The organism is Agrobacterium sp. 5Ca39 (assembly GCF_055382365.1).
On sequence record NZ_AP026436.1, the window covers coordinates 2,300,376 to 2,322,592 of the forward strand.

22 protein-coding genes are annotated in these 22,217 nt (G+C 58.3%); 8 read left to right on the plus strand and 14 right to left on the minus strand.

Annotated elements, in window-relative coordinates:
• Nucleotides 1-6: 6 nt before the first annotated feature.
• The 4 genes from ppa to ACZ47E_RS11385 form a co-directional block, all read right to left on the minus strand.
• Nucleotides 7-540 carry an inorganic diphosphatase gene (gene ppa / locus ACZ47E_RS11370; RefSeq protein WP_004443856.1) on the minus strand — a complete coding sequence of 178 codons (534 nt, stop codon included), beginning with the start codon at nt 538-540 and terminating at the stop codon, nt 7-9.
• Nucleotides 541-696: 156 nt separating this feature from the next.
• Nucleotides 697-1,203, minus strand: a complete 507-nt coding sequence (locus tag ACZ47E_RS11375) for a GNAT family N-acetyltransferase (protein WP_006698245.1) — start codon at nt 1,201-1,203, stop codon at nt 697-699.
• Nucleotides 1,204-1,412: 209 nt separating this feature from the next.
• A complete protein-coding gene (gene typA, locus ACZ47E_RS11380; protein ID WP_004443860.1) occupies nt 1,413-3,236 on the minus strand; it encodes a translational GTPase TypA in 1,824 nt (607 codons plus the stop codon).
• A 150-nt stretch (nt 3,237-3,386) separates the two neighbouring features.
• Nucleotides 3,387-5,447 (minus strand): M3 family metallopeptidase, encoded by a 2,061-nt coding sequence (locus tag ACZ47E_RS11385; RefSeq protein ID WP_464016850.1) that lies wholly within the window; start codon nt 5,445-5,447, stop codon nt 3,387-3,389.
• A 171-nt stretch (nt 5,448-5,618) separates the two neighbouring features.
• Here ACZ47E_RS11385 and ACZ47E_RS11390 point away from each other — a divergent pair, with 171 nt between their 5' ends.
• The 3 genes from ACZ47E_RS11390 to ACZ47E_RS11400 all read left to right on the plus strand — a co-directional run bounded on the left by ACZ47E_RS11390 (nt 5,619) and on the right by ACZ47E_RS11400 (nt 7,838).
• Complete coding sequence (locus ACZ47E_RS11390) at nt 5,619-6,044, plus strand: hypothetical protein (RefSeq protein WP_037090200.1); 426 nt, start codon at nt 5,619-5,621, stop codon at nt 6,042-6,044.
• A 133-nt stretch (nt 6,045-6,177) separates the two neighbouring features.
• Nucleotides 6,178-6,636: a MarR family winged helix-turn-helix transcriptional regulator gene (locus tag ACZ47E_RS11395; protein WP_006698248.1), complete on the plus strand. Its 459-nt coding sequence runs from the start codon at nt 6,178-6,180 to the stop codon at nt 6,634-6,636.
• A gap of 5 nt (nt 6,637-6,641) precedes the next feature.
• Entirely contained in the window at nt 6,642-7,838 is a 1,197-nt protein-coding gene (locus ACZ47E_RS11400) for a multidrug effflux MFS transporter (RefSeq protein WP_004443867.1), read from the plus strand.
• A gap of 54 nt (nt 7,839-7,892) precedes the next feature.
• Here the strand turns inward: ACZ47E_RS11400 and ACZ47E_RS11405 are convergent, their stop codons facing one another.
• Entirely contained in the window at nt 7,893-9,116 is a 1,224-nt protein-coding gene (locus ACZ47E_RS11405) for an argininosuccinate synthase (RefSeq protein ID WP_004443869.1), read from the minus strand.
• Between the two features lie 313 nt (nt 9,117-9,429).
• Between ACZ47E_RS11405 and ACZ47E_RS11410 the strand changes: the two genes are divergently transcribed.
• The gene (locus tag ACZ47E_RS11410) at nt 9,430-10,284 is read left to right on the plus strand and encodes an SDR family NAD(P)-dependent oxidoreductase (RefSeq protein ID WP_004443871.1); all 855 of its coding nucleotides are present in this window, start codon (nt 9,430-9,432) and stop codon (nt 10,282-10,284) included.
• 143 nt (nt 10,285-10,427) lie between these two features.
• A complete protein-coding gene (locus ACZ47E_RS11415) occupies nt 10,428-11,075 on the plus strand; it encodes a LysE family translocator (protein ID WP_278067056.1) in 648 nt (215 codons plus the stop codon).
• 38 nt (nt 11,076-11,113) lie between these two features.
• Here ACZ47E_RS11415 and ACZ47E_RS11420 read toward each other — a convergent pair whose 3' ends face one another.
• The 7 genes from ACZ47E_RS11420 to ACZ47E_RS11450 form a co-directional block, all read right to left on the minus strand.
• Nucleotides 11,114-11,908, minus strand: coding sequence for an ABC transporter ATP-binding protein (locus tag ACZ47E_RS11420; protein WP_278067057.1), 795 nt, complete (start codon nt 11,906-11,908; stop codon nt 11,114-11,116).
• A complete protein-coding gene (locus ACZ47E_RS11425; RefSeq protein WP_004443879.1) occupies nt 11,905-12,786 on the minus strand; it encodes an ABC transporter permease in 882 nt (293 codons plus the stop codon). The genes ACZ47E_RS11420 and ACZ47E_RS11425 overlap by 4 nt, the downstream gene beginning before the upstream one ends.
• A gap of 107 nt (nt 12,787-12,893) precedes the next feature.
• Nucleotides 12,894-13,847, minus strand: a complete 954-nt coding sequence (locus ACZ47E_RS11430; protein ID WP_004443882.1) for an ABC transporter substrate-binding protein — start codon at nt 13,845-13,847, stop codon at nt 12,894-12,896.
• 108 nt (nt 13,848-13,955) lie between these two features.
• A complete protein-coding gene (gene rlmN, locus ACZ47E_RS11435; protein ID WP_077987047.1) occupies nt 13,956-15,128 on the minus strand; it encodes a dual-specificity RNA methyltransferase RlmN in 1,173 nt (390 codons plus the stop codon).
• Between the two features lie 266 nt (nt 15,129-15,394).
• Entirely contained in the window at nt 15,395-15,898 is a 504-nt protein-coding gene (locus tag ACZ47E_RS11440) for an invasion associated locus B family protein (protein ID WP_003523183.1), read from the minus strand.
• Nucleotides 15,899-16,194: 296 nt separating this feature from the next.
• Nucleotides 16,195-16,575 carry a YkvA family protein gene (locus tag ACZ47E_RS11445; RefSeq protein WP_004443888.1) on the minus strand — a complete coding sequence of 127 codons (381 nt, stop codon included), beginning with the start codon at nt 16,573-16,575 and terminating at the stop codon, nt 16,195-16,197.
• Nucleotides 16,576-16,626: 51 nt separating this feature from the next.
• Complete coding sequence (locus ACZ47E_RS11450; protein WP_004443891.1) at nt 16,627-16,932, minus strand: 4a-hydroxytetrahydrobiopterin dehydratase; 306 nt, start codon at nt 16,930-16,932, stop codon at nt 16,627-16,629.
• Nucleotides 16,933-17,057: 125 nt separating this feature from the next.
• Here ACZ47E_RS11450 and ACZ47E_RS11455 point away from each other — a divergent pair, with 125 nt between their 5' ends.
• Nucleotides 17,058-17,468 (plus strand): low molecular weight protein-tyrosine-phosphatase, encoded by a 411-nt coding sequence (locus ACZ47E_RS11455; protein WP_278067480.1) that lies wholly within the window; start codon nt 17,058-17,060, stop codon nt 17,466-17,468.
• Here the strand turns inward: ACZ47E_RS11455 and thpR are convergent.
• A complete protein-coding gene (gene thpR, locus ACZ47E_RS11460) occupies nt 17,402-17,995 on the minus strand; it encodes an RNA 2',3'-cyclic phosphodiesterase (protein WP_004443895.1) in 594 nt (197 codons plus the stop codon). The genes ACZ47E_RS11455 and thpR overlap by 67 nt on opposite strands.
• A gap of 68 nt (nt 17,996-18,063) precedes the next feature.
• On the minus strand, nt 18,064-18,714 hold the full coding sequence (locus tag ACZ47E_RS11465) for an arylesterase (RefSeq protein WP_037090185.1): 651 nt from the start codon (nt 18,712-18,714) through the stop codon (nt 18,064-18,066).
• 92 nt (nt 18,715-18,806) lie between these two features.
• Between ACZ47E_RS11465 and ACZ47E_RS11470 the strand changes: the two genes are divergently transcribed.
• Nucleotides 18,807-19,517, plus strand: a complete 711-nt coding sequence (locus tag ACZ47E_RS11470) for an ABC transporter ATP-binding protein (RefSeq protein ID WP_006698256.1) — start codon at nt 18,807-18,809, stop codon at nt 19,515-19,517.
• A complete protein-coding gene (locus ACZ47E_RS11475; protein WP_278067058.1) occupies nt 19,514-22,075 on the plus strand; it encodes an ABC transporter permease in 2,562 nt (853 codons plus the stop codon). Before ACZ47E_RS11470 ends, ACZ47E_RS11475 begins: the two co-directional genes overlap by 4 nt.
• Nucleotides 22,076-22,217 lie beyond the last annotated feature (142 nt).

Below are 22,217 nucleotides of genomic sequence, written 5' to 3' on the forward strand. Positions count from 1 at the left end.
ACCAGATCAGCCCTGCGCCTTGTAGCGCTCGATGGCTTCGACGATCAGCTTCTTGGCAACGTCAACATCCTGCCAACCGCCCATCTTCACCCACTTGCCGGGCTCCAGATCCTTGTAGTGCTCGAAGAAGTGCTCGATCTGCTTCAGCGTGATTTCCGGAAGATCGGTGTAATTATTGACCTTGTCGTAACGACGGGTCAGTTTCGGAACCGGAACCGCCAGAATCTTCTCGTCCTTGCCGCCATCATCTTCCATGATCATCACGCCGATGGGACGAACATTGATGACGCAGCCCGGTACCAGCGGGCGGGTGTTGCAGATGAGAACGTCGATCGGATCGCCATCGTCGGACAGGGTGTGAGGTACGAAACCATAGTTACCCGGATAGGTCATCGGCGTGTAGAGGAAGCGATCAACGATCAGCGCACCGGCATCCTTGTCCATCTCGTACTTGATCGGGTGTCCACCGACCGGCACTTCAACGATAACATTAACGTCTTCCGGCGGATTTTTGCCTACGGAAATTGCATCGATACGCATTCGCTTCCCTCATTCGCGGGTTGGATTTGGTTTTCGATACTGGGAAAGTCTGCGCATTGCAACACGGCTGTGGGCATATAAGGCATAATGGATAAATTGGGTGCCAGCGATGCGGTCACGACCGGACGCGAAACGACAATCCCGGAATTTGCGCCGTCAGTTCCAGACGAAACCGACCTTGCGAAGTGATTTGCCACCGAAATCTTCCATGCCTTCGGCAATGTCGCGCCCGCCATGCGAGCGGAAAAAGCGATTGGCTACATCGCTGTCCTCAAGGCACCAGACGACAATACCGTTGCAGCCAAGCGAGGTCAGCAACCGGCGCGCTTCCGTGAAAAGCAGTGATCCGAGGCCGATGCCCTGATATTCCGGACGGAGATAGAGTTCGTAAATTTCGCCGTCATGCGGCAGTCCGCGCGCCCGGCTGAGGCCCAGCGTCGCGTAGCCGGCAACAACGCCCGCCACTTCAACCACCAGCATGGTTGCTGAACCCTTGGTTGCCTTTTTCCACCAGATTTCGCCACGGCGCTCGAGCATCTGCGTCAACGGCCGATGCGGGATAAGCCCGGCATAGGCCTGTTGCCACGACAGACGGTGCGCCTCGGATATGGCGCGCGCATCATGCGGTTCAGCACGGCGAACATCGATGGATAACGTTTTCATAACGCGATTCTGGCCCCGGCCACGGAAACTTACCAGTCATAAAGGTTAACGCCGGCAAGCTTACCCACAGCCTATTCATGTGGACGACCAGAAAAAATTAACGCATCCTTAACCTTTGGCAAAGCGCCTTTCGACTCATGCACACATAAAAAAGAATGCATAAAAAAACCCGGCGCAAGGCCGGGTTTTCGAAACAGGGATCGAACCGATCAGCTGGCAGCAAGCTTTGCCTTTTCGAATCGCTTGCGGTCATTCGGATCGAGATAGAGCTTGCGAAGACGGATAGACTTCGGCGTGACTTCAACGAGTTCGTCATCCTGAATCCAGGAAAGCGCGCGCTCCAGCGTGAACTTGATCGGGGGGGTGAGCTTCACGGCTTCATCCTTGCCGGCGGCGCGGATGTTGGTGAGCTTCTTGCCCTTCAGCACGTTCACGTCGAGGTCGTTGTCACGGCTGTGAATGCCGATGATCATGCCCGCATAAACCTTCTCACCGGCATCGATGATCATCGGGCCGCGATCTTCGAGGTTGAACAGAGCATAGGCAACAGCTTCGCCCGACTCGTTCGACAGCAGAACGCCGTTGACGCGACCGCCGATCTCGCCCTTGTAAGGCTGGTAGTCGTGGAACAGGCGGTTCATGACGGCCGTACCGCGCGTGTCGGTCAGAAGTTCCGACTGGTAACCGATCAGACCACGGGTCGGCGCGAAGAACACCAGACGGACGCGGTTGCCGCCCGAGGGGCGAAGCTCGACCATTTCGGCCTTGCGCTCGGACATCTTCTGCACGACGACGCCGGAATGCTCCTCATCCACGTCGATGACAACTTCTTCGACCGGCTCCATCAGCTGGCCGTTCTCATCCTTGTGCATGACGACGCGCGGACGCGAAACGGCAAGCTCAAAACCTTCGCGGCGCATGTTTTCGATCAGAACCGCCAGCTGCAATTCGCCACGGCCAGATACGAAGAAGGAATCCTTGTCGGCGGATTCTTCGATCTTCAGCGCAACGTTACCTTCGGCCTCCTTGAACAGACGGTCGCGGATGACGCGGCTCGTCACCTTGTCGCCTTCGGTGCCGGCGAGCGGCGAATCGTTGACGATGAAGGACATGGTAACGGTTGGCGGATCGATCGGCTGCGCCTGCATCGGCTCCATGACGGCCGGGTCACAGAACGTGTCGGCGACGGTGCCCTTGGAGAGACCTGCGATGGCGACGATGTCGCCTGCATGGGCTTCTTCGATCGAGGTGCGCTCGATGCCACGGAAAGCAAGAATCTTGGAGATGCGGCCATTTTCAATCAGCTTGCCATCCTGGCCGAGAACCTTGACCGCCTGGTTCGGCTTGATCGAACCGGAAGCGATACGGCCGGTGATGATGCGGCCGAGGAAGTTGTTGGCTTCGAGGATCGTGCCGATCATGCGGAACGGACCTTCTTCAACCTTGGGCTCCGGCACGTGCTTGACGACGAGATCGAGGAGCGGCGCAAGACCTTCATCAGTCGGGCCTTCCGGATTGACGTTCATCCAGCCGGAACGGCCCGAGCCGTAGAGGATCGGGAAGTCGAGCTGCTCGTCGGTTGCATCCAGAGCCGCGAAAAGGTCGAAGACTTCGTTTACGACTTCCTCATGGCGGGCATCCGGACGGTCGATCTTGTTGATGGCGACGATCGGGCGAAGGCCGACCTTCAGCGCCTTGCCAACCACGAACTTCGTCTGCGGCATAGGGCCTTCGGCAGCGTCAACGAGAACGATGGCGCCGTCCACCATCGACAGGATACGCTCGACTTCACCGCCGAAGTCGGCGTGGCCGGGGGTGTCGACGATGTTGATGCGGGTATCTTTCCACTCGATCGAGGTGGCCTTGGCGAGAATGGTGATGCCGCGCTCTTTTTCGATGTCGTTGGAATCCATCACGCGTTCCATCACGCGCTGGTTTTCACGGAACGAACCGGATTGCTTCAGAAGCTCGTCAACAAGCGTCGTTTTTCCATGGTCAACGTGCGCGATGATCGCGATGTTGCGAAGTGCCATTGTTCAAAATCTCTGAGGTTGGGCGCTATATTGATGAGAAACGCCAATTTAGTTTGGCGCGCTCATAACCTTTTTTTTGCAAATGCGAAAGGGGGGCTCATGTCATAAGCCCCCTGCGCTCAGCTTCTAGCTCAGAAATATGACAGTCTCTTATAGGAGACCGCGCTTCGAAAGCATCGCGTCCGGGCTCGGCATCTTGCCGCGGAAGGCGAGATAGGCTTCCTCGGGATCCACGGAACCACCGACGGAGTAGATGTTGTCCTTCAGCCGCCGCGCCATATCGCTATCGAAGGCATTGCCGGTTTCCTCGAAGGCGGAAAAGGCATCGGCATCCAGCACTTCCGACCACATGTAAGAATAATATCCAGCGGAATAACCGTCGCCGGAGAAAACGTGCTGAAAATGCGGTGTCGCATGGCGCATGACGATGGATTCAGGCATGTCGAGCGTTGAAAGAACCTCACCCTGCACGGCCATCGGGTCGTCGACGCTGTCGCGCGTATGGAACGCCATGTCGACAATCGCCGAAGAGGTAAACTCCACCGTGCTGAAGCCGGCATTGAAGGTCTGTGCAGCCAGAACCTTGTCCAGCAGCGCCTTCGGCATTGCGGCACCGGTTTCGTAATGCAGGGCATATTTTTCCAGGATTTCCGGCACAGTCAGCCAGTGTTCGTAAAGCTGCGAGGGCAATTCGACGAAATCGCGCGATACGCCCGTTCCCGACACCGAGGGGTAGGTGACATCGGACAACATGCCATGCAACGCGTGGCCGAATTCGTGGAAGAGTGTACGCGCATCGTCAAGCGAAAGAAGCGCGGGCTTACCTTCGGCCGGTTTGGCGAAGTTGCAGACATTATAAATAATCGGGATTTCTCCAACCGTACCATTTTTCAGCGGCAACTTGTGCTGCGATTGGAACGAACTCATCCATGCGCCTGATCGCTTTGAGGGCCGCGCGAAATAATCGCCGAGGAACATGGCCTTCAGATCGCCCTGGTCGTCGCGGATCTCGAAAACCCGGACGTCCGGGTGATAGGCGGCGACACCCTTGACCTCGACGGCACGAATTCCAAACAGCCGCCCGGCCACATCGAAGCAGGCTTCAATGATCTTTTCCAGCTGCAGATAAGGTTTCAGTTCCGCCTCGGAGAAATTGAATTTCTGAGCGCGGAGCTTTTCGGCGTAATGTCGCCAGTCCCATGGCAGAACGTCGTGGTTTTTGCCCTCCGCGGCGATGATGGCGGCAAGCTCAGCCTCCTCCTCACCCGCGCGGCGAACGGCCTTTTCCCAGACCTGCCCCAGAAGGCCGTTCACGGCATCGGGCGTCTTTGCCATCGTGTCGTCAAGCTTATAGGCGGCGAAATTCGCATAACCGAGAAGCTTCGCCTTCTCCTCTCGCAGTTCAAGCGTGCGGCGGACGATCTCTCGATTGTCGGTCTCGCCGCCGTTTTCACCGCGCGCCACCCATGCCCTGAAGGCCTGTTCACGCAGGTCTCGACGTTCGGAAAATGTCAGGAAGGGCTCGATGATGGAACGGGAAAGGGTGACGGCGAACATGCCATCCTCGCCATGCTCACGGGCCGCACCCGCCATTGCGTCGCGCAGAAAACCGGGAATGCCGGCAAGTTCCTCTTCCGTGGAAAGCAAGAGCTTCCAGTTCTTTTCATCCGCCAGTACATTCTGCCCGAACTTTGCACCGAGACCGGCCAGCTCCTCATTGATCACCGCCAGCCGCTCCTGCCGGTCTTTCGGCAATTTCGCGCCGGAGCGCACGAAACCCTTCCAGTGCCGTTCGAGAACACGGTTTTCCTCACCCGTCAGCCCAAGTGTCTCGCGTTTTTCCCACAAGGTATCGATGCGCTTGAACAGAGCCGCGTTCATGCCGATCTTAGAGTAGTGCCGCGACATTTTCGGAGCAATCTCCCGCTCCAGCGCCTGGATCACGCCATTGGTGTTCGCTCCTGCCCTGTTCCAGAACAGCGCCGAAATGCGTGAAAGATCGTCACCCGCGACCTCAAGCCAAGTTACAGTGTTTACAAATGTCGGCGCCTCGACATTGACTGCGATCGCATCGATCTCCTGCTCATGGGAACCAAGTGCGGCGTCAAAGGCCGGAGCGAAATCCTCATCCCTGACTGAATCGAATTTTGGCAGACCATTGTGACCGTTCCAGTGAACGAGTGCGGGATAAAGCGCGGTCTCAGATGGCATTTCATGTTCCTCGTACAATTCCGGTTTAGCCATATGGGCACGCCGCCGCCGCCAATTCAATATCGGAATTTGGTGTGGAATACGCACTCGCCTTCATTTCCAAGTATTGACCGATATGACGACATCATGGTCTGCTTCTTTAAATAATATCCCATGACGGAGATATGTATTATGGAGATTTATTCTTTAAGGGCCTCTAATAATTTCCTTTTCAGGGACAATTCCAGAAATGCAAGATCCGTGGGCATTGCCGATTTCGGCAAGGCCGGAAAATCCGATGCAGCCTCAGGCTTTGAAGAGACGGTAAGAGGGATAGATTTTACCCGCATCAGCCCGCGCGACCTGCGCGAAATCGCCCGAGATTATTACCATGCGGGAAAAATCAGCCAGGACACCCTTTTTGAACTTTCGTCCGAACTTCCGGCACAAACCCTTAGTGCCAGCGGTGAGGTCATCGACATAGCTGATGTGACCGAGGACACGGAATTCGACTTCCTGACCTATTTTTCCGACCGAGCTGAAATTGCCCGTTCCATCGGCACCGCAGACGAGGTTGAAAAAATGCAGGACGTTCTGTCTTTTTTTGCTTTGGCGTGACGGTCCTAGACCGGGTTGCGGGATACCTTGCGATCGAAGTGACATATAGTTTACTCGATTTTCGGTAATATGATTTGTGTACCATTGATTATCGCCTGGATTTTAGTAAGGCTGACTTACGAAAAGGCGAAGCATGGGCACGAAACGCGAAAAAGATTCATTGGCATTTTTGCTGAACAGCGGTGCACGCCTGCTGAACAGTGCTTTTGAGCGCCGTATATCCGAGGCCGGACTGGGCCTGACCCCCGGCGAGGCGCGCGCGCTGCTGACGGTCGCTGTCGTTGACGGCAGCAAACAGTCGGACATCGCCGCTCGCCTCGGAATAGAACCCATGACGATCTGCGCCTATCTTGATAAGTTGCAGTCCCTCGATCTCATCGAGCGGCAGCAGGACCCGCAGGACAGACGCTCCAAGCGTATTGTGCTGACCAAATCCTCAGCCGACATGCTGGAAGCCGTGCGGCAGGAAATAGATGAACTCGTCCGCCACGCCACCCAGGGCCTGAATGACGAGGAGGTGGCGCTGTTCCGCCACTTTCTGCAAACCCTTCGTGACAATCTGCAGCCGGAACAACCGGGGCAGAACGGCTGATCACCATGTCGCCAAAACCGATCATGTCCACGAAACGCACGGCGATGCTTGGTGCGTTTTTGACGGCGCTTGCGCCCATATCCATGGCGATTTACACACCCGCCATGCCGGAACTGACGCGGGTTTTTGCCACTGACCAGTCCGCCGTCAAGCTCAGCCTGTCCCTCTATTTTGCCGGGTTCGCGCTGGCGCAACTGCTCGCCGGGCCGGCATCGGATGCCTTCGGTCGGCGAAAGGCAAGCATCGTCTTCCTCCTGATCTTTCTGGGCGGCGGCCTGGTGGCCATTTCCGCGCCGACGATCGAAGTGCTGCTTTTCGCCCGGCTGGTTCAGGGCATCGGTGCTTCGGTCGGTATGACGGTGGCGCGTGCCGTGGTGCGCGACCAGTTTACCGGCGCCGAAGCCTCCAGCATCATGAATCTCATTGGTATCATGCTGGCGGTCGGTCCTGCCCTCGGACCGACGATCGGTGGACTTTCACTCGCGGCTTTCGGCTGGAAATCCGTGTTTTTTCTGATGGTCGGCCTCGGAGCCATCGCCATTTTATCCGTCGTGATTTTTTTGCGGGAAACAACGGTTCCGGACAGGAGTCTGATCCGGCCCAGGCGGCTCCTGTCGGCCTATGGCACGCTGCTCAGCGCGCCACGTTTCCTTCTGGCTGCATTGGTGCTTGGTGGTTCCATCGGCGCGCTTTATGCGCAGGCCACAATGCTGACTTTCATCCTTATCAACGAGGTCGGCATGACACCCACCGCCTTCGGCATCGGCATGCTGATGCAGACAGGCGCCTACTTCTTCGGCTCGATTGCCCTGCGTTACATCGCCCCCCGACTGGGAGACCGGCGCTCGGTCGTGATCGGCCTCTGTTTTTCCGGAACCGGCGGCCTCCTTATTTTATTGTCAGTTTTCCTGATGCCGCCATCGTTCCTTTCGATCATGGGGCCCGTTGCAGTCGCGACTGTCGGCATCGCCCTGCTGACCCCTTCGATGGTGACAGCAGCGCTTGCTCCCTTCCCGCATATCGCCGGTTCGGCATCGGCCATGATGGGATTTATCCAGATGGGATCGGGCTTCGCCGGCGGTGCTGCAGCCTCCCTCATCGGTTCACCTTTGACCGGCTTCGGCGTCATCATTCCCATGATGGAATTCACAGCCGTTGCCAGCTACATCGGCTTCCGCATCGTCTCCAGAAGAGCGACATGAAAAAACCCGCCGGTGTCACCACCAGCGGGTTTCGTTATTTTTTCAAGAACAGAATTACTTGCTGAGATTGCGCTTTGCCAACGTGCGAAGACGCAGCGCATTGAGCTTGATGAAGCCTGCCGCATCCTTCTGGTCATAAGCGCCGTGGTCGTCCTCAAAGGTCACCAGCGCGTCGGAGTAGAGCGACTTGGCACTCTCGCGGCCGGTTACCATGACGTTGCCCTTATAGAGCTTCAGCGTCACTTCGCCTTCCACATGCTCCTGGCTCTTGTCGATCAGGGCCTGCAGCATTTCGCGCTCCGGCGAGAACCAGAAGCCGTAATAGATCAACTCGGCGTAGCGCGGCATCAGCTCGTCCTTCAGATGCGCAGCACCCCGGTCGAGCGTGATGGACTCGATGGCGCGATGCGCGGCAAGAAGGATGGTACCGCCGGGCGTTTCGTAAACGCCGCGCGACTTCATGCCGACGAAGCGATTCTCGACCAGATCGAGACGTCCGATGCCGTTTTCGCGGCCATAATTGTTGAGCGTGGCAAGAAGCGTCGCAGGCGACATCTCGACACCATTGATCGAGCAGGCATCACCCTTTCGGAAACCAACCTTGATGACGGTTGCCTTGTCGGGAGCGGCTTCCGGGGAGATCGTGCGCATATGCACATATTCAGGAGCTTCCACCGCCGGGTCTTCCAGAACCTTGCCCTCGGAAGAGGAGTGCAGCAGGTTGGCGTCCACGGAGAATGGCGCTTCGCCCTTCTTGTCCTTGGCAACCGGAATCTGGTGCTGTTCGGCAAAGTTCAGGAGGTCGGTACGGCTCTTGAACGTCCAGTCGCGCCACGGGGCGATGATCTTGATGTCAGGGTTCAGTGCATAGGCCGAAAGCTCGAAACGGACCTGGTCGTTGCCTTTGCCGGTCGCACCATGGGCGATGGCGTCGGCGCCGGTCTTCCTGGCGATTTCGATCAGGTGCTTGGAAATCAGCGGCCGGGCAATGGAGGTGCCGAGCAGATAGACGCCTTCGTAGACGGCGTTGGCGCGGAACATCGGAAACACGAAATCGCGCACGAACTCTTCACGGACGTCCTCGATGAAAATTTCCTTGATGCCCAGCATCTCGGCCTTCTTGCGTGCCGGCTCAAGCTCTTCGCCCTGGCCGAGATCGGCGGTGAAGGTAACGACCTCAGCGCCGAGTTCCGTCTGAAGCCATTTCAGAATGATCGAGGTGTCGAGGCCGCCGGAATAGGCGAGAACGACTTTCTTAACGTCTTTCGGGAGTGCCATAGTGATGTCCATCTGCATGATGACGGCATCGGGACACCGCCATTTCCTTGGGATTTCGGCACTTTTACAGTGCAACCCGAAATGTGTGAAGCGCTTTTCCGTGAGATAAGCGACAAAACAATTGATGGACACGCGTGACGCACGTGACGACAGCTACACCGAGGGGAACGAAGCCGGTGTCACATGCATTTAGAAAATTCGCGCTTTATGATGAAGCGGCGCGATCGACTTGAAAACCGTGAATGAAGCCACTCAGGTTCAGGCAACGTTGCAAACCGCTGGAAACAGCAGAAACGACGCGAAGGAGAAACCTATGACGACCATCCACCCCGCATTCAAGGAAGATAATGTCGCCGTCATAACAGGTGCGGCCTCTGGCATCGGACTCGCCGCCGCCCGCAAATTCGCCGGTTTCGGCATGAGTGTCGTGCTCGTCGATCTCGATGGCGAGAAACTCGCCGCCGCGCATGCGGACGTTCTGGCACTTGCCCGGGACGGCGAGGCGCAAATCGTTGCGATCCCAACCGACGTCTCGAAACTCGATGAGCTGGAGGCGCTGGAACGCGCCGTAATTCAGCGTTTCGGGCGCGTTCACGTCCTCATGAACAATGCCGGCATCCAGCCTGGCAGCGCCATTTTCGGTCCCCAGGCCAACTGGGAAAAGATTATCAGCGTCAATCTGATGGGCGTTGTGAATGGCAGCCGTGTCTTCGGTCAGGGCATGATCGCCCATGGTGAGCCGGCACTCATCATCAACACCGGCTCGAAACAGGGCATCACCACGCCTCCCGGCGATCCCGCCTACAATGTCTCGAAATCGGGCGTCAAAACCTTCACGGAAGCGCTTCAGCACGAGTTGCGCAATGTTCCAAATGGTAGAGTTTCCGCCCATCTCCTCATCCCCGGCTTCGTCTTCACAGGCCTTACAGCCCACGGCAGAACGGAAAAACCGGAAGGCGCCTGGACCGGCGAACAGACCATCGAGTTCATGCTCGAAAGCATTGGCCGGGGCGATTTCTACATTCTCTGCCCGGATGGCGAGGTTGACCGCCCGACGGACGAGAAACGCATTCTCTGGGCGGCCTATGATATCGTCCAGAACCGCCCGCCGCTCTCGCGCTGGCACACGGAATATTCCGCCGCCTTCACCAGCTTTCTCAAGAACTGACGCCAAGGGGCCGCCGCGATCTGAAAATTGCGGTGCCCCGCCCTGCTTAATCCACCACTGCGCTAGGGCCGCCACTCAAAAACATTGGCAGAAATCCGCAATCACGTTAAACAACGGCCCTCTCCAGCTTTACGGGTGCCGCGATGGATTTCGTTCCAAGCCTGCCAACACTGATCGCCTTCACCATCGCCATCCTTCTCCTGGCGGTAACGCCGGGTCCGGACATGACGCTCTGGATCAGCCGCTCCCTGCGCGAAGGCCGGGCGGCGGGCTTCATGACCCTGGTAGGAACCAATATCGGCATCACCGTGCACACGATGCTGGTCGCCTTCGGTGTCGCCGCCCTCATCGTCGCCTCGCCGACGGCTTTCATGATCCTGAAGACCGGCGGAGCCGCTTATCTTGTCTGGCTCGCCATTCAGGCGATCCGCAAGGGCTCGGATTTCGTGATGGTCAAAGGCACCGGCGAAAAAGCGCAGGCCTCCCTCAAATCCGCCCTGCTGAACGGCATCTGGGTCAACCTGCTGAACCCGAAGATCATCATCTTCTTCATGACCTTCCTGCCGCAATTCGTCAGCGCATCTGATCCGCATGTGACCGGCAAGCTGATTTTCCTCGGCATCTGGTCAATCATCGTCGCACTGCCGATCGGCATCGGCATCGTGATCGCCGCAGATGTTCTCTCCGCCTGGCTGCAAAGCAACCGGAAAATTCTGCGCGGACTGGATTATACGATCGCCGGCGTCTTTTCGCTTTTCGCCGTGAAGATTTTCTTCACGCAGGCCCGCTGACGGCAAACAAAAGGCGCCTTACGGCGCCTTTTTTAGAATCAACCAATCAGCAACTCATCGTCATCGAGCTTCTGGCCGCGTATCTTGCGGAACATGTCGATCAGATCCTCCACCTCAAGATCCTTGCGGCTGTCACCGGAAACGTCGAGCACGATCTCACCGGCATGCAGCATGATCGTGCGCGTGCCATAGTCCAGCGCCTGACGCATGGAATGGGTGACCATCAGCGTCGTCAGCTTGCGCTCCGATACCACCTTGCGGGTCAATTCCATCACGAATTCCGCCATGCCGGGATCGAGCGCTGCCGTATGTTCGTCCAATAGAAGCACGTCCGAGCCTGACAGTGTCGCCATGACGAGAGAGACCGCCTGCCTCTGGCCACCCGACAGAAGGTCCATGCGGTCCTTCAGACGATTTTCCAGACCGAGATTGAGCGAAGCGATACGCTCCTTGAAAAAATCCCGCCGGCCACGTCCGAGCGCAGGCAAAAGACCGCGACGTTCACCACGTGATGTCGCCAGCGCGAGGTTTTCCTCGATGGTAAGCGCGCCGCAACTGCCCGCCAGCGGGTCCTGAAACACGCGTGCCACCCGCCCCGCCCGGCTGGCGGTCGGCTTGCGGGTAACATCGGCGCCACCGATCATCACCCTGCCTGCCGTAGGCAGCACATCGCCGGCCAGAACACCGAGAAGTGTCGATTTGCCCGCACCATTGGAACCGATGACCGTAACGAACGAACCATCCTCAATGGTGAGGTCTATCTTGGACAGCGCCTGCTTCTGCAGTGGCGTGCCGCGCCCGAAGACGACCTGGATGTCGGAAAGCGAAATCACGATGTTGCTCCCCCACGGCGCAGTCGGGGCAGGATCAATGCGATGGCCACCAGTACCGCCGTTACAAAATTGAGATCGGACGCCTTGAGACCCAACACATCACTCGACAGAGCAAGCTGGATGGCGAGACGATAGGCGATGGAGCCGAAGACACAGCCGATCAGCGCGATCAGGATGCCGCGCGCGCCAAACAGGGTTTCACCGATGATGACGGCCGCAAGCCCGACAACAATGGTGCCGACACCGGAAGTCACATCCGCAAAACCATTGGTCTGGGCAAACAGCGCACCACCAAGAGCCACAAGCGCATTTGAAAGCGCCATGCCAAGATAGATCTGGCTACCGGTCTTCACGCCCTGCGCCCGCGCCATCCGGGCATTGGCACCCGTCGCGCGCATGGCAAGACCCGCATCGCTTTCAAGGAAACGCCAGACGAGAATGACAGCAATCAGCACCAAAGCGCCGACGAAGAGCGGCCGCACCAGATATTCAGAAAGGCCGAGGCCGTAAAACGGCGATATCATCGTGTCCTGATTGAGCAGCGCGACATTCGGCTTTCCCATCACGCGCAGGTTGACCGAAAACAGTGCGATCATCGTCAGGATCGAGGCAAGCAGGTTCAGAATCTTGAAACGCACATTGAGTGTGGCGGTCACGATGCCGGCAGCCGCACCGGCCACCATCGCAATCGCCGTCGCGACCCAGGCATTCAGACCGGCGATGATCAGCACGGCTGCCACGGCAGCCCCAAGCGGAAACGAACCGTCCACGGTCAGGTCAGGAAAATCAAGCACCCGGAAAGCGAGGTAAACGCCGATCGCCACGAAAGCGAAGACCAGTCCCAGCTCCACGGCACCCCAGAAGGCGATTTGGCTCACGGTAATGTCCTTGTTATTGCCGCCATCGGGCGGATACGGGCACCGTCTCGTGCCACGTAAAACGGGCGGCGAGTTTGCCGCCGCCCGTTATTCAGTCAGGTTTCGGTTCAGTCGATGACCTTGGTGGCGCGCTTCGTAACGCTTTCGGGGAAGGTGACGCCTGCTTTTTCAGCGGCCTTCTTGTTGATCACGAGATCGGTGCCAACAGCAACGGTTGCCGGAATATCGCCCGGCTTTTCACCCTTGAGGATGCGGACAACGACGGCACCGGTCTGCTTGCCAACGTCGAAATAGTTGAAGCCGAGGGCAGCAACCGCACCGCGAGCAACGGAATCCGTATCGGCGGCATAAAGCGGGATCTTGGCTTCAGACGCAACACCGGCAGCAGCCTCGAAAGCCGAAACGATGGTGTTGTCAGTCGGAACGTAGATCACGTCGGCCTTGCCGACCAGCGCACGGGTCGCACCCTGCACCTCAGCCGACTTGGTGGCGACAGATTCAACGACCTTGAGACCCGCCTTCTCGGCCTCGGTCTTCAAGAGAGCGAGTGTCGAAACGGAGTTTGCCTCGGCCGAATTGTAGATGAAGCCGATGGACTTGGCGTTCGGCGAGATTTCCTTGATGAGCGCCAGATGTTCGCCGACCGGCAACATGTCGGAAAGGCCGGTGACGTTACGGCCCGGCTTCTGCATATCCTTGACGAGCTGCGCGCCGACCGGATCGGAAACCGCCGTGAAAACGACCGGAATGTCGCGCGTGGCGGCAACGACGGCCTGGGCAGACGGCGTGGAAATCGGCACGATGACAGCAGGTGCCTCGCCAACGAACTGGCGCGCGATCTGTGCTGCGGTGCCGGGATTGCCCTGCGCGGATTCGTAAAGGAACTTGAGGTTCTCACCTTCCTTGTAGCCCGCTTCGGCAAGGGCAGCCTTCACGCCATCGCGGGCGGCATCGAGTGCCGGATGTTCGACGATGGCGGTCACGGCAACGGTGACGGTTTCAGCCTTCGCCGGCAGAACGATGGCGCTCGCAGCGGCGAGAGCCAGAATGAATGCGCGCATGGATATCCTCCTGTTGGTTCCCTGTTTTCGTCTTCTTAGGAACAAGACAGGCCGAAATCAATCGGAGAACCGCCGGAAAACCAGCTTTATGAGGCAAAACCGGCTTATTCAGTCGTCTGCGCCGTGGTTGGCGATCATCATCGCCTCGAAAGCCAGCCTTTCGGTCTTGCGCATGCGCTCGGATTCCGACTTCAGCTGGCCACAGGCCGCTAGGATATCGCGGCCGCGCGGCGTGCGGATCGGCGAGGCATAACCTGCCTGATTGATGAAATCGGCGAACTTCTCGATCTGCGCCCAGTCCGAGCACTGGTAATTCGTGCCCGGCCACGGGTTGAACGGAATGAGGTTGATCTTGGCTGGAACCCCCTTCAGAAGCTGCACCAGCATCTTGGCGTCTTCCAGGCTGTCATTGACGTCCTTGAGCATCACATATTCGAAGGTGATGCGCCGGGCGTTGGAGAGGCCCGGATATCTGCGGCAGGCTTCGATCAGTTCCTTCAGCGGATATTTCTTGTTGATGGGCACCAGCATGTCGCGCAACTCATCACGCACCGCATGCAGCGAAATCGCCAGCATGACGCCGATCTCATCGCCGGTGCGGAAGATTTCCGGCACCACACCCGAGGTGGAGAGTGTAACGCGGCGCTTGGAAAGCGACAGGCCATCGCCATCGGTGGCGATCAGAAGCGCGGTCTTAACATGCTCGAAATTGTAGAGCGGCTCGCCCATGCCCATCATCACGATGTTGGAGACCTTGCGGCCTTCGCTCGGCACATAAGCGCCAACCGGCGTCGAACCATCGGGGAAATCACCGAGCCGATCACGCGCCAGCAACAGCTGCGAGAGGATTTCCTCGGCCGTCAGGTTGCGCACCAGACGCTGCGTGCCGGTGTGACAGAAAGAACAGGTCAGCGAACAGCCCACCTGGCTCGAAATGCACAGCGTGCCGCGCCCTTCTTCCGGAATATAAACCGTTTCGATCTCGACGGGACGACCAGCGCCCCGCGGCGGAAAACGCATCAGCCATTTGCGGGTGCCGTCATTGGAGATCTGCTCCTCGACGATTTCAGGTCGAGCGATGGTGAAGGCCGCCTTCAGCTTCTCGCGAAGCTCCTTGGCGACATTGGTCATATTGTCGAAATCGGAGACGCCGCGCACATAAAGCCAGTTCCACAACTGGCTGACGCGCATCTTCACCTGCTTTTGCGGCACACCGATTTCCGCGAGCGCCTCACCCATCTCCTCACGGGTCATGCCGATCAGCGACGGCTTGCCGGACATGAGATCGCTATTGGCGATCAGCGGGGTTTTGACTGCCAGACCGGCAGGAGCTTGCATTACGGACATCACGTTATCCCATCGTTCCATGCGTCGCACGACCGGCCTGTCGGGAAGGCGGAAAATCGTCTGCATGTCGAGAAAATCAAAGGCGGAGCACTTTTCGCGCATCCGCCTGTCAATATTGCCGCGCCTTTAGCATCAAACTGGCAAAAACGCAAATGGCCGGTCGAGGACCGGCCATTGCCAAACGCGATGAAGGGTCAGCGTTACTTGCAGCTCTCGATCTGCTTGAGAGCAGCCGAAATACCCGACAGCGAATAGGAATAGGAGGTCGCGGTGCCACGGCCGGAAACTGCCTTGACGGTCATGGACTTGCCGCCCTTCATGGCAGCCACGAGAGCCGGTTCTTCCGCAGCGTTTTCAACCCAGGCGGCCTTGTCCTTGGTGAACATGACGAAATTCTTGTTGTCGATCGTCACATTGACCTTCGAACCCTGCTTCAGCGGATAACCTACCATGGCCTGCGGCTCGTAGGAGATGTTCTGGCCCGGGCGCTGGGAGACGATGAAGAATATATCGCCGTGGTCGACGCTCGCCGGTTCCTTGGCGGTGGGAATGGAAAGAACGTAGCAGACGGTGCTGTTGCCCGATTTGTACGAATAGGCACCCCAAGCATTGAACTGCTGGATGCGCGTGGGCGACTGTGCAGATGCTACGCCGACGCTGGTCAGCAAAATGGCCGCTGCGGTTGCTACACTTCTTACAAACATAGAATTTCCTGCCGGGTTATTGTCTTCCATTGGCCCGAAGCATCGGCGAGCCCAGAGTCTGGATCGGCCACGTTCAGGTGCGGATCGTCTTTTCTCATTGTGGTCGGGAAGCGGTTACCAAACCGTCAACAACATGCATAAAATGCCGGAAACGTCTTGCAGTGTTACAGATTGGCGACTCCCGACGCCCTGAAGAGAAGGGCATGCAACACCCTTCCTCCGTGTGTATGACACATAAATTCAGGCAAGAATTTGTCGCCCGTCGGGCGCGCCCGAACGGGCAGATCACAGAGGCGTTACCCGGCTTCCTGCTGCCGCTTCAACATGGCGTCCGCCGCGTCGTAATGTTCCATCTTGATATTGGCGCGGATCATCGCGAGCGCTGCGGTAATCACGGCTATGTCATCAGTAAAACCGACGACGGCCAGCATGTCCGGCACGGCATCAAAAGGCATGATGAAATAAGCCAGCGCAGCGAGGATGATACCCTTGGCGCGCAGCGGCGTGTCGCGATCGATCGCGCAGTAATAGGCCGCGGCCGCATCGCGGGCAAACGGCACTTTCGACATGACACGTTTCAGCTTCGGCCAGAACCTGGTCCGAACAACCTCTTCGCGCTCACGCTGCCTATCGGTTTCACCCGGCAGAAGAATTTCACCGATTTTCACATCATCCATGATCGACGGTCCTCCGGTCACGGCTATTATATGGGATTTAAGGTGGAGCGTTCAATTGCCTCGGCCGGCAGCGGCCTTCTGCATGGCCTCGGCCAGAAGAAAATCGCGCTCCGTCACACCCTGTGAATCATGGGTCGTGAGGCATACCTTGACCCGCGAATAGACGTTGGACCATTCGGGATGATGGTTGAGCCGCTCTGCGACGAGTGCGGATTCAGCCATGAAACCGAAGGCTTCCGCAAAGCTGGAAAACTTGAAGGAACGGACGATCGCCGCCCCGTCTTCGCGCAGGGACCAACCCTCCAGTTTCTGCAGGGCCTGCCGGATGGCATCGGGCTCGAGTCTGGGATATTTCATGAATTTGCCTCCGCTTTAAAACCCATTAACTCTTTAACGACCGGATCGACGCATATTCCATGAAACATACAGCTATTCTCTTCGTCTGCATGGGCAATATCTGCCGCTCACCGTAGGCCGAAGGGATTTTGAGGAACCTTGCCGACAGCGCAGCGCTTCATCAGCTTACCGTCGATTCCGCCGGCACCGGCGGATGGCACAGGGGTGACGCGCCCGATCCGCGATCCATCGCCATGGCGCGCCGGCACGGTATCGATATTTCACTTCAACGGGCGAGACAGGTCACTGCGGCGGATTTCGAGACCTTCGATCTGGTATTCGCCATGGACGAAAACAATCTGGCGAACCTGCTGCGATTGAGCTCCGAAAGGCACCGCCACAAAATCCATCTTTTCATGGAATATGCCGCCGGGCATCGCGAGAACGTCCCCGATCCCTACTACGGGGCCGAGGACGGATTCCTCACAGTTTACAACATGCTTTTGGCGGGATGCAGATCGCTGCTCGAAAAGATCGAGCTGGACCGCGCCTCGTGAAGCGGAAACACCTCTTCGACGATATAGGGCCCGCCACCCACCGATTCCTTCGACGACATCAGCACAAAGCGCCCGACCGTAAAGGGTGAGGTGCGGAAGTTGCCGCGTCCGGAAAGATACTGCACCACATCGTCCACGCGGGAGGAGCGCAACCGCGCCAGCGTGACGTGGGGCATGAACTTGCGCGGATCGGGCGGGAGACCGATCCTTTGGCAGATTCTCTCGATTTCCGCCTGCAGCGCATGCATTTCGGGCGAGGGAGAAACGCCAGCCCAGATGGAATGCGGCTTCTTGGAGCCGAAGGAGCCCATTCCGGTGAGGTTGAGCTGGAATTCCGGCCGGTCTATCCGGTCCAGCCTGTCGACGACCTCATCGGCGGTACGACCGTCGATGTCACCGATAAAACGCAGGGTTATGTGATAATTCTCCACATCGATCCACCGGGCTCCCGGCAGACCACCGCGCAACAATGAGAGGCTCATCGCCGCATTGCGCGGAATTTCGAGGGCGGTAAACAGTCTCGGCATGGCGAGCTCCCCGAATCTCTTGGCAGAACAAGCATAGCGAATCACGCAATGCAGACGGGCGCAAGTGCTTATTTTTTTTGCGCACCGATTGTCTTGATGAAGCTTTCAACAGCCGGCAAAGATTTTTCGACCATCACTGCCACCCCCTTGGTATTGGGGTGCATCTTGTCGTCCAGCTTCAGCGCATCATCCGTCACCACGCCATCCAGAAAGAAGGGATAAAGCGGCAGGTTGTATTTTTCCGCAAGCTTCGGGAATATCGGATTGAAGCGCTTTGCATAATCATCCCCCATGTTTGGCGGCGCCATAATACCGACCAGCAGCACGGCTATGTTGCGCTTCTGAAAACCGGAAATGATGGTGTCGAGGTTCTTTTCGGTCTGTTCCGGCGGAATTCCACGCAGAGCGTCGTTGGCGCCCAGTTCCAGAATGACGCCGTCAGTGCCATCGGGAACAGACCATTCCGCCCGCGCCAGACCGCCTGAGGAAGTGTCACCGGACACACCTGCGTTGGCGATGGCGACATTGATCCCCCTGGCCTTTAATGCAGCTTCAAGCTGTGCGGTATAGCTGTCAGTCGGGGGAAGCTGATAACCCGCCATCAGGCTGTCGCCGAGGCCAACCAGCTGCAATGTCCGCTCCTGGGCGAAGCCAGCAGTGGCGGAAAGGGCGGTGGCGAAAATGACGATGAAGTGAAACAGGGCAGCTTTAAATCTCATCACGGCTTTCCTAACTTGGTTCCCATTGCCTGAAATAACCGACCGCATCGACCGCCAGACCGTTTTCATCACCCTATATAGGAACGAGAATTGTGACGAAAAGCATCATAGAGCTGAAGAAAGCCGACCTCACGCTCGGCAGTGCCGCCGCCTCCGTCCACGTTCTCAAGAACATCGATCTCTCAATCAGAGAGAGCGAGGCGGTTGGCATCGTCGGCCCCTCCGGATCGGGAAAGTCGACACTTCTGATGGTGCTTGCCGGGCTCGAGAGGCTCGACAGCGGCGAAATCATCATTGCGGATACGCCGCTGCACGAGCTCGGTGAGGACGCGCTCGCGGATTTCCGCGGCCGCAACATTGGCATCGTTTTTCAGTCCTTCCACCTCATCGCCAACATGACCGCACTGGAAAATGTCGCAGTGCCGCTGGAATTGGCAAACGTTCCGAACCCGTTCGAAATCGCCGAGCGTGAACTGGTCGCTGTCGGTCTCGGCGAGCGCCTCAATCATTATCCCGGCCAGCTCTCCGGCGGCGAGCAGCAGCGTGTGGCCATCGCCCGCGCACTCGCCCCGTCGCCAGCCGTATTGATAGCCGATGAACCGACCGGCAACCTCGATACCGACACGGGCAAACAGATCGCCGATCTTCTGTTTGCCAAACAGGCCGAGCGCGGCATGACGATGATCCTCGTTACCCATGATCCCTCGCTGGCGGCCCGATGCTCACGGCAGATCAAGGTTCGCTCCGGCGAAATCGAGGGCGACAGCGCCCGCTCACAGATGGCTCGGGCGGTATCCGCATGACCGGAATCTTTCTTCCGTCTTTTGCAAATGTCAGAAACGCAGCAAGGCTCGCGCGGCGCGAAATTCGCGGCGGCCTGCGGGGCTTTTACATCTTCCTCGCCTGCATCGCGCTTGGAACCGGCGCCATCGCCGCCGTCAATTCCGTCTCGCGCGCGGTCACCAGCGCCATCGCCACGGAGGGGCAGTCCATACTGGCAGGCGATGTGCGTTTTGAGCTGCGCAACAGGGAAGTGACGACAGAAGAGCGCGCTTACCTCGATAGTCTCGGCACCGTCGCGGTTTCCACCGGTCTACGCTCCATGGCGCGCCTCGCCAATGGCTCAGAACAGACCCTGACGGAAGTAAAGGCCATTGACGGCTCCTACCCGCTCTATGGAACGTTCGTGGCCGAGCCGAACCGGCCGCTGAGCGAGCTTCTGGCCGGAAATGGCGACACCTATGGCGCGATTGCCGCGCCGCTTCTGCTGGAGCGGCTCGGAATCAAGGTCGGCGATGAGATTCTGCTTGGTAATGTGACGTTGAAACTGAACGGCACCGTGATCGATGAGCCGGATGCCCTATCTGATGGTTTCGGTTTTGCTCCTCGACTGATGGTCAGCCGCGACGCCCTTTTCGCCTCTGGTCTCGTCCAGACGGGCAGTCTCGTCGAACACGCCTACAAGATCAAGCTGAACGACCCTGCAGCACGGGCGGCAATGACCGATGCAGCCAACAAGGCGTTTCCCGATGCCGGCTGGTCGATCCGCACCAGCGACCGGGCTGCCCCGTCGCTCACCGAAAACGTCAACAGGTTCTCGCAGTTTCTGACGCTGGTTGGCCTCACTGCCCTGATCGTCGGCGGTGTCGGCGTCGCCAATGCCGTTCGCGCATTTCTGGATTCCAAGCGCACCACCATCGCCTCGCTGAAATGCCTGGGTGCGCCAGCCTCCGTGGTCACCATGACCTATCTCTTCCAGATCGCCTTCATTGCGGCCGTCGGCATTGTCATCGGGCTTATGGTCGGTGCCGTTGCGCCACTCATCGCCATGCGGTTTCTGGAGGGCGTGCTGCCAGTGCCGGAAGAACTTGCCTTCTATCCCGGCGCGCTCGGTCTCGCCGCCCTGTTCGGCCTCCTGACGACACTCGCCTTCGCCATCGTACCACTCGGTCAGGCACGCGAGGTGCCGGCTACGGCGCTCTTCCGCGAACAGGGTTTCGAGGAGGGAAGCTGGCCATCCTGGCCTTATCTGACCGCGACCGGTGTGCTTCTGGCGGCGCTTGCGGCCCTTGCTGTCTTGTCGGCGGAAGACCGTTTCATAGCCTCGGTCTTCCTCGCGGCCATTGCCTTTGCCTTCGTAGTGCTGCGGCTGGTTGCCTCCGGCGTAAAGGCCATAGCCAAGCGCAGTCCGCGCGTTCATTCGGCTGCGCTGAGACTGGCGATCGGCAATATTTACCGACCGGGCGCACTCACCCCCTCGGTGGTTCTTTCTCTCGGCCTCGGCCTGACCCTCCTCGTGACGCTGACGCTGATCGACGGCAACCTGCGCCGCGAACTAACGGACAGCCTGCCGGAGAAGGCGCCGAATTTCTTCTTCGTCGATATTCAGGGCAGCGAAGTGCAAGGCTTCCGCGATCTTCTCAAACAGGAAGCGCCGCATGGCACCCTGACGGAAGTGCCGATGCTGCGCGGCCGCATCCTCGCTCTCAACGGAGAAGACGTGACGAAAATGGACGTACCCTCGTCCGGGCGATGGGTGCTGCGTGGTGACCGCGGCATCACCTATTCCGAAAACATTCCTGAAAATGCCAAGCTGACGGAAGGCGCCTGGTGGGCACCGGATTATAGCGGCGAACCACTGGTCTCCTTCGCAGCGAAAGAGGCGGGTGATCTGGGCCTGAAGATTGGCGACAGCGTTACCGTCAACGTGCTTGGCCGCAGCATTACGGCGAAGATCGCCAATCTGCGCAATGTCGAATGGGAATCCCTGTCGATCAACTTCGTCATGGTGTTTTCGCCCAATACTTTCCGCGGCGCGCCCCATGCCTGGCTGGCAACACTTGCCGATCCTTCCGCAACTGCGGCCGACGAAGGCCGCATATTGCGCGCCGTCACCAATACTTATCCCACGATCACCAGCGTCCGCGTGAAGGATGCGCTCGACGTCGTCAACCGGCTTGTCGGACAGCTCGCGACCGCGATCCGCGCCGCCGCAGCCGTTGCGCTCATTGCGTCCGTCCTGGTTCTCGCCGGCGCGCTTGCGGCCGGCAATCGCGCCCGTACGCATGACGCCGTCATCCTGAAAACGCTGGGCGGCACGCGAAGCCTGCTCATACGCGCCTTCTCCTATGAATACATGATCCTCGGTCTCGCCACCGCCGTCTTCGCGCTTTTCGCCGGCGGTGTCTCGGCATGGTTCGTGATCGCCCGCATCATGAAGCTACCCTCCAGCTTCCTGCCGGATGTGGCAATCGGAACCCTTGTCGTCGCCCTTGTGATGACTGTGGGCATCGGCCTCATCGGCACCTGGCGGATTCTCGGGCAGAAGGCAGCGCCTGTTCTCAGACAGGCCGGTGAATGATCATCGGTTGTGCGCCGCTTAACTTTAACGATTAATTCTTTGTAATGATCGCCAAAACGTGAGCGCTTTTCGCGCATACGGTGTCTTTTCGGCGGGAAAAGGCCTTGTATCGAACACGTTCTGCCATCATATTCTTGAGCAG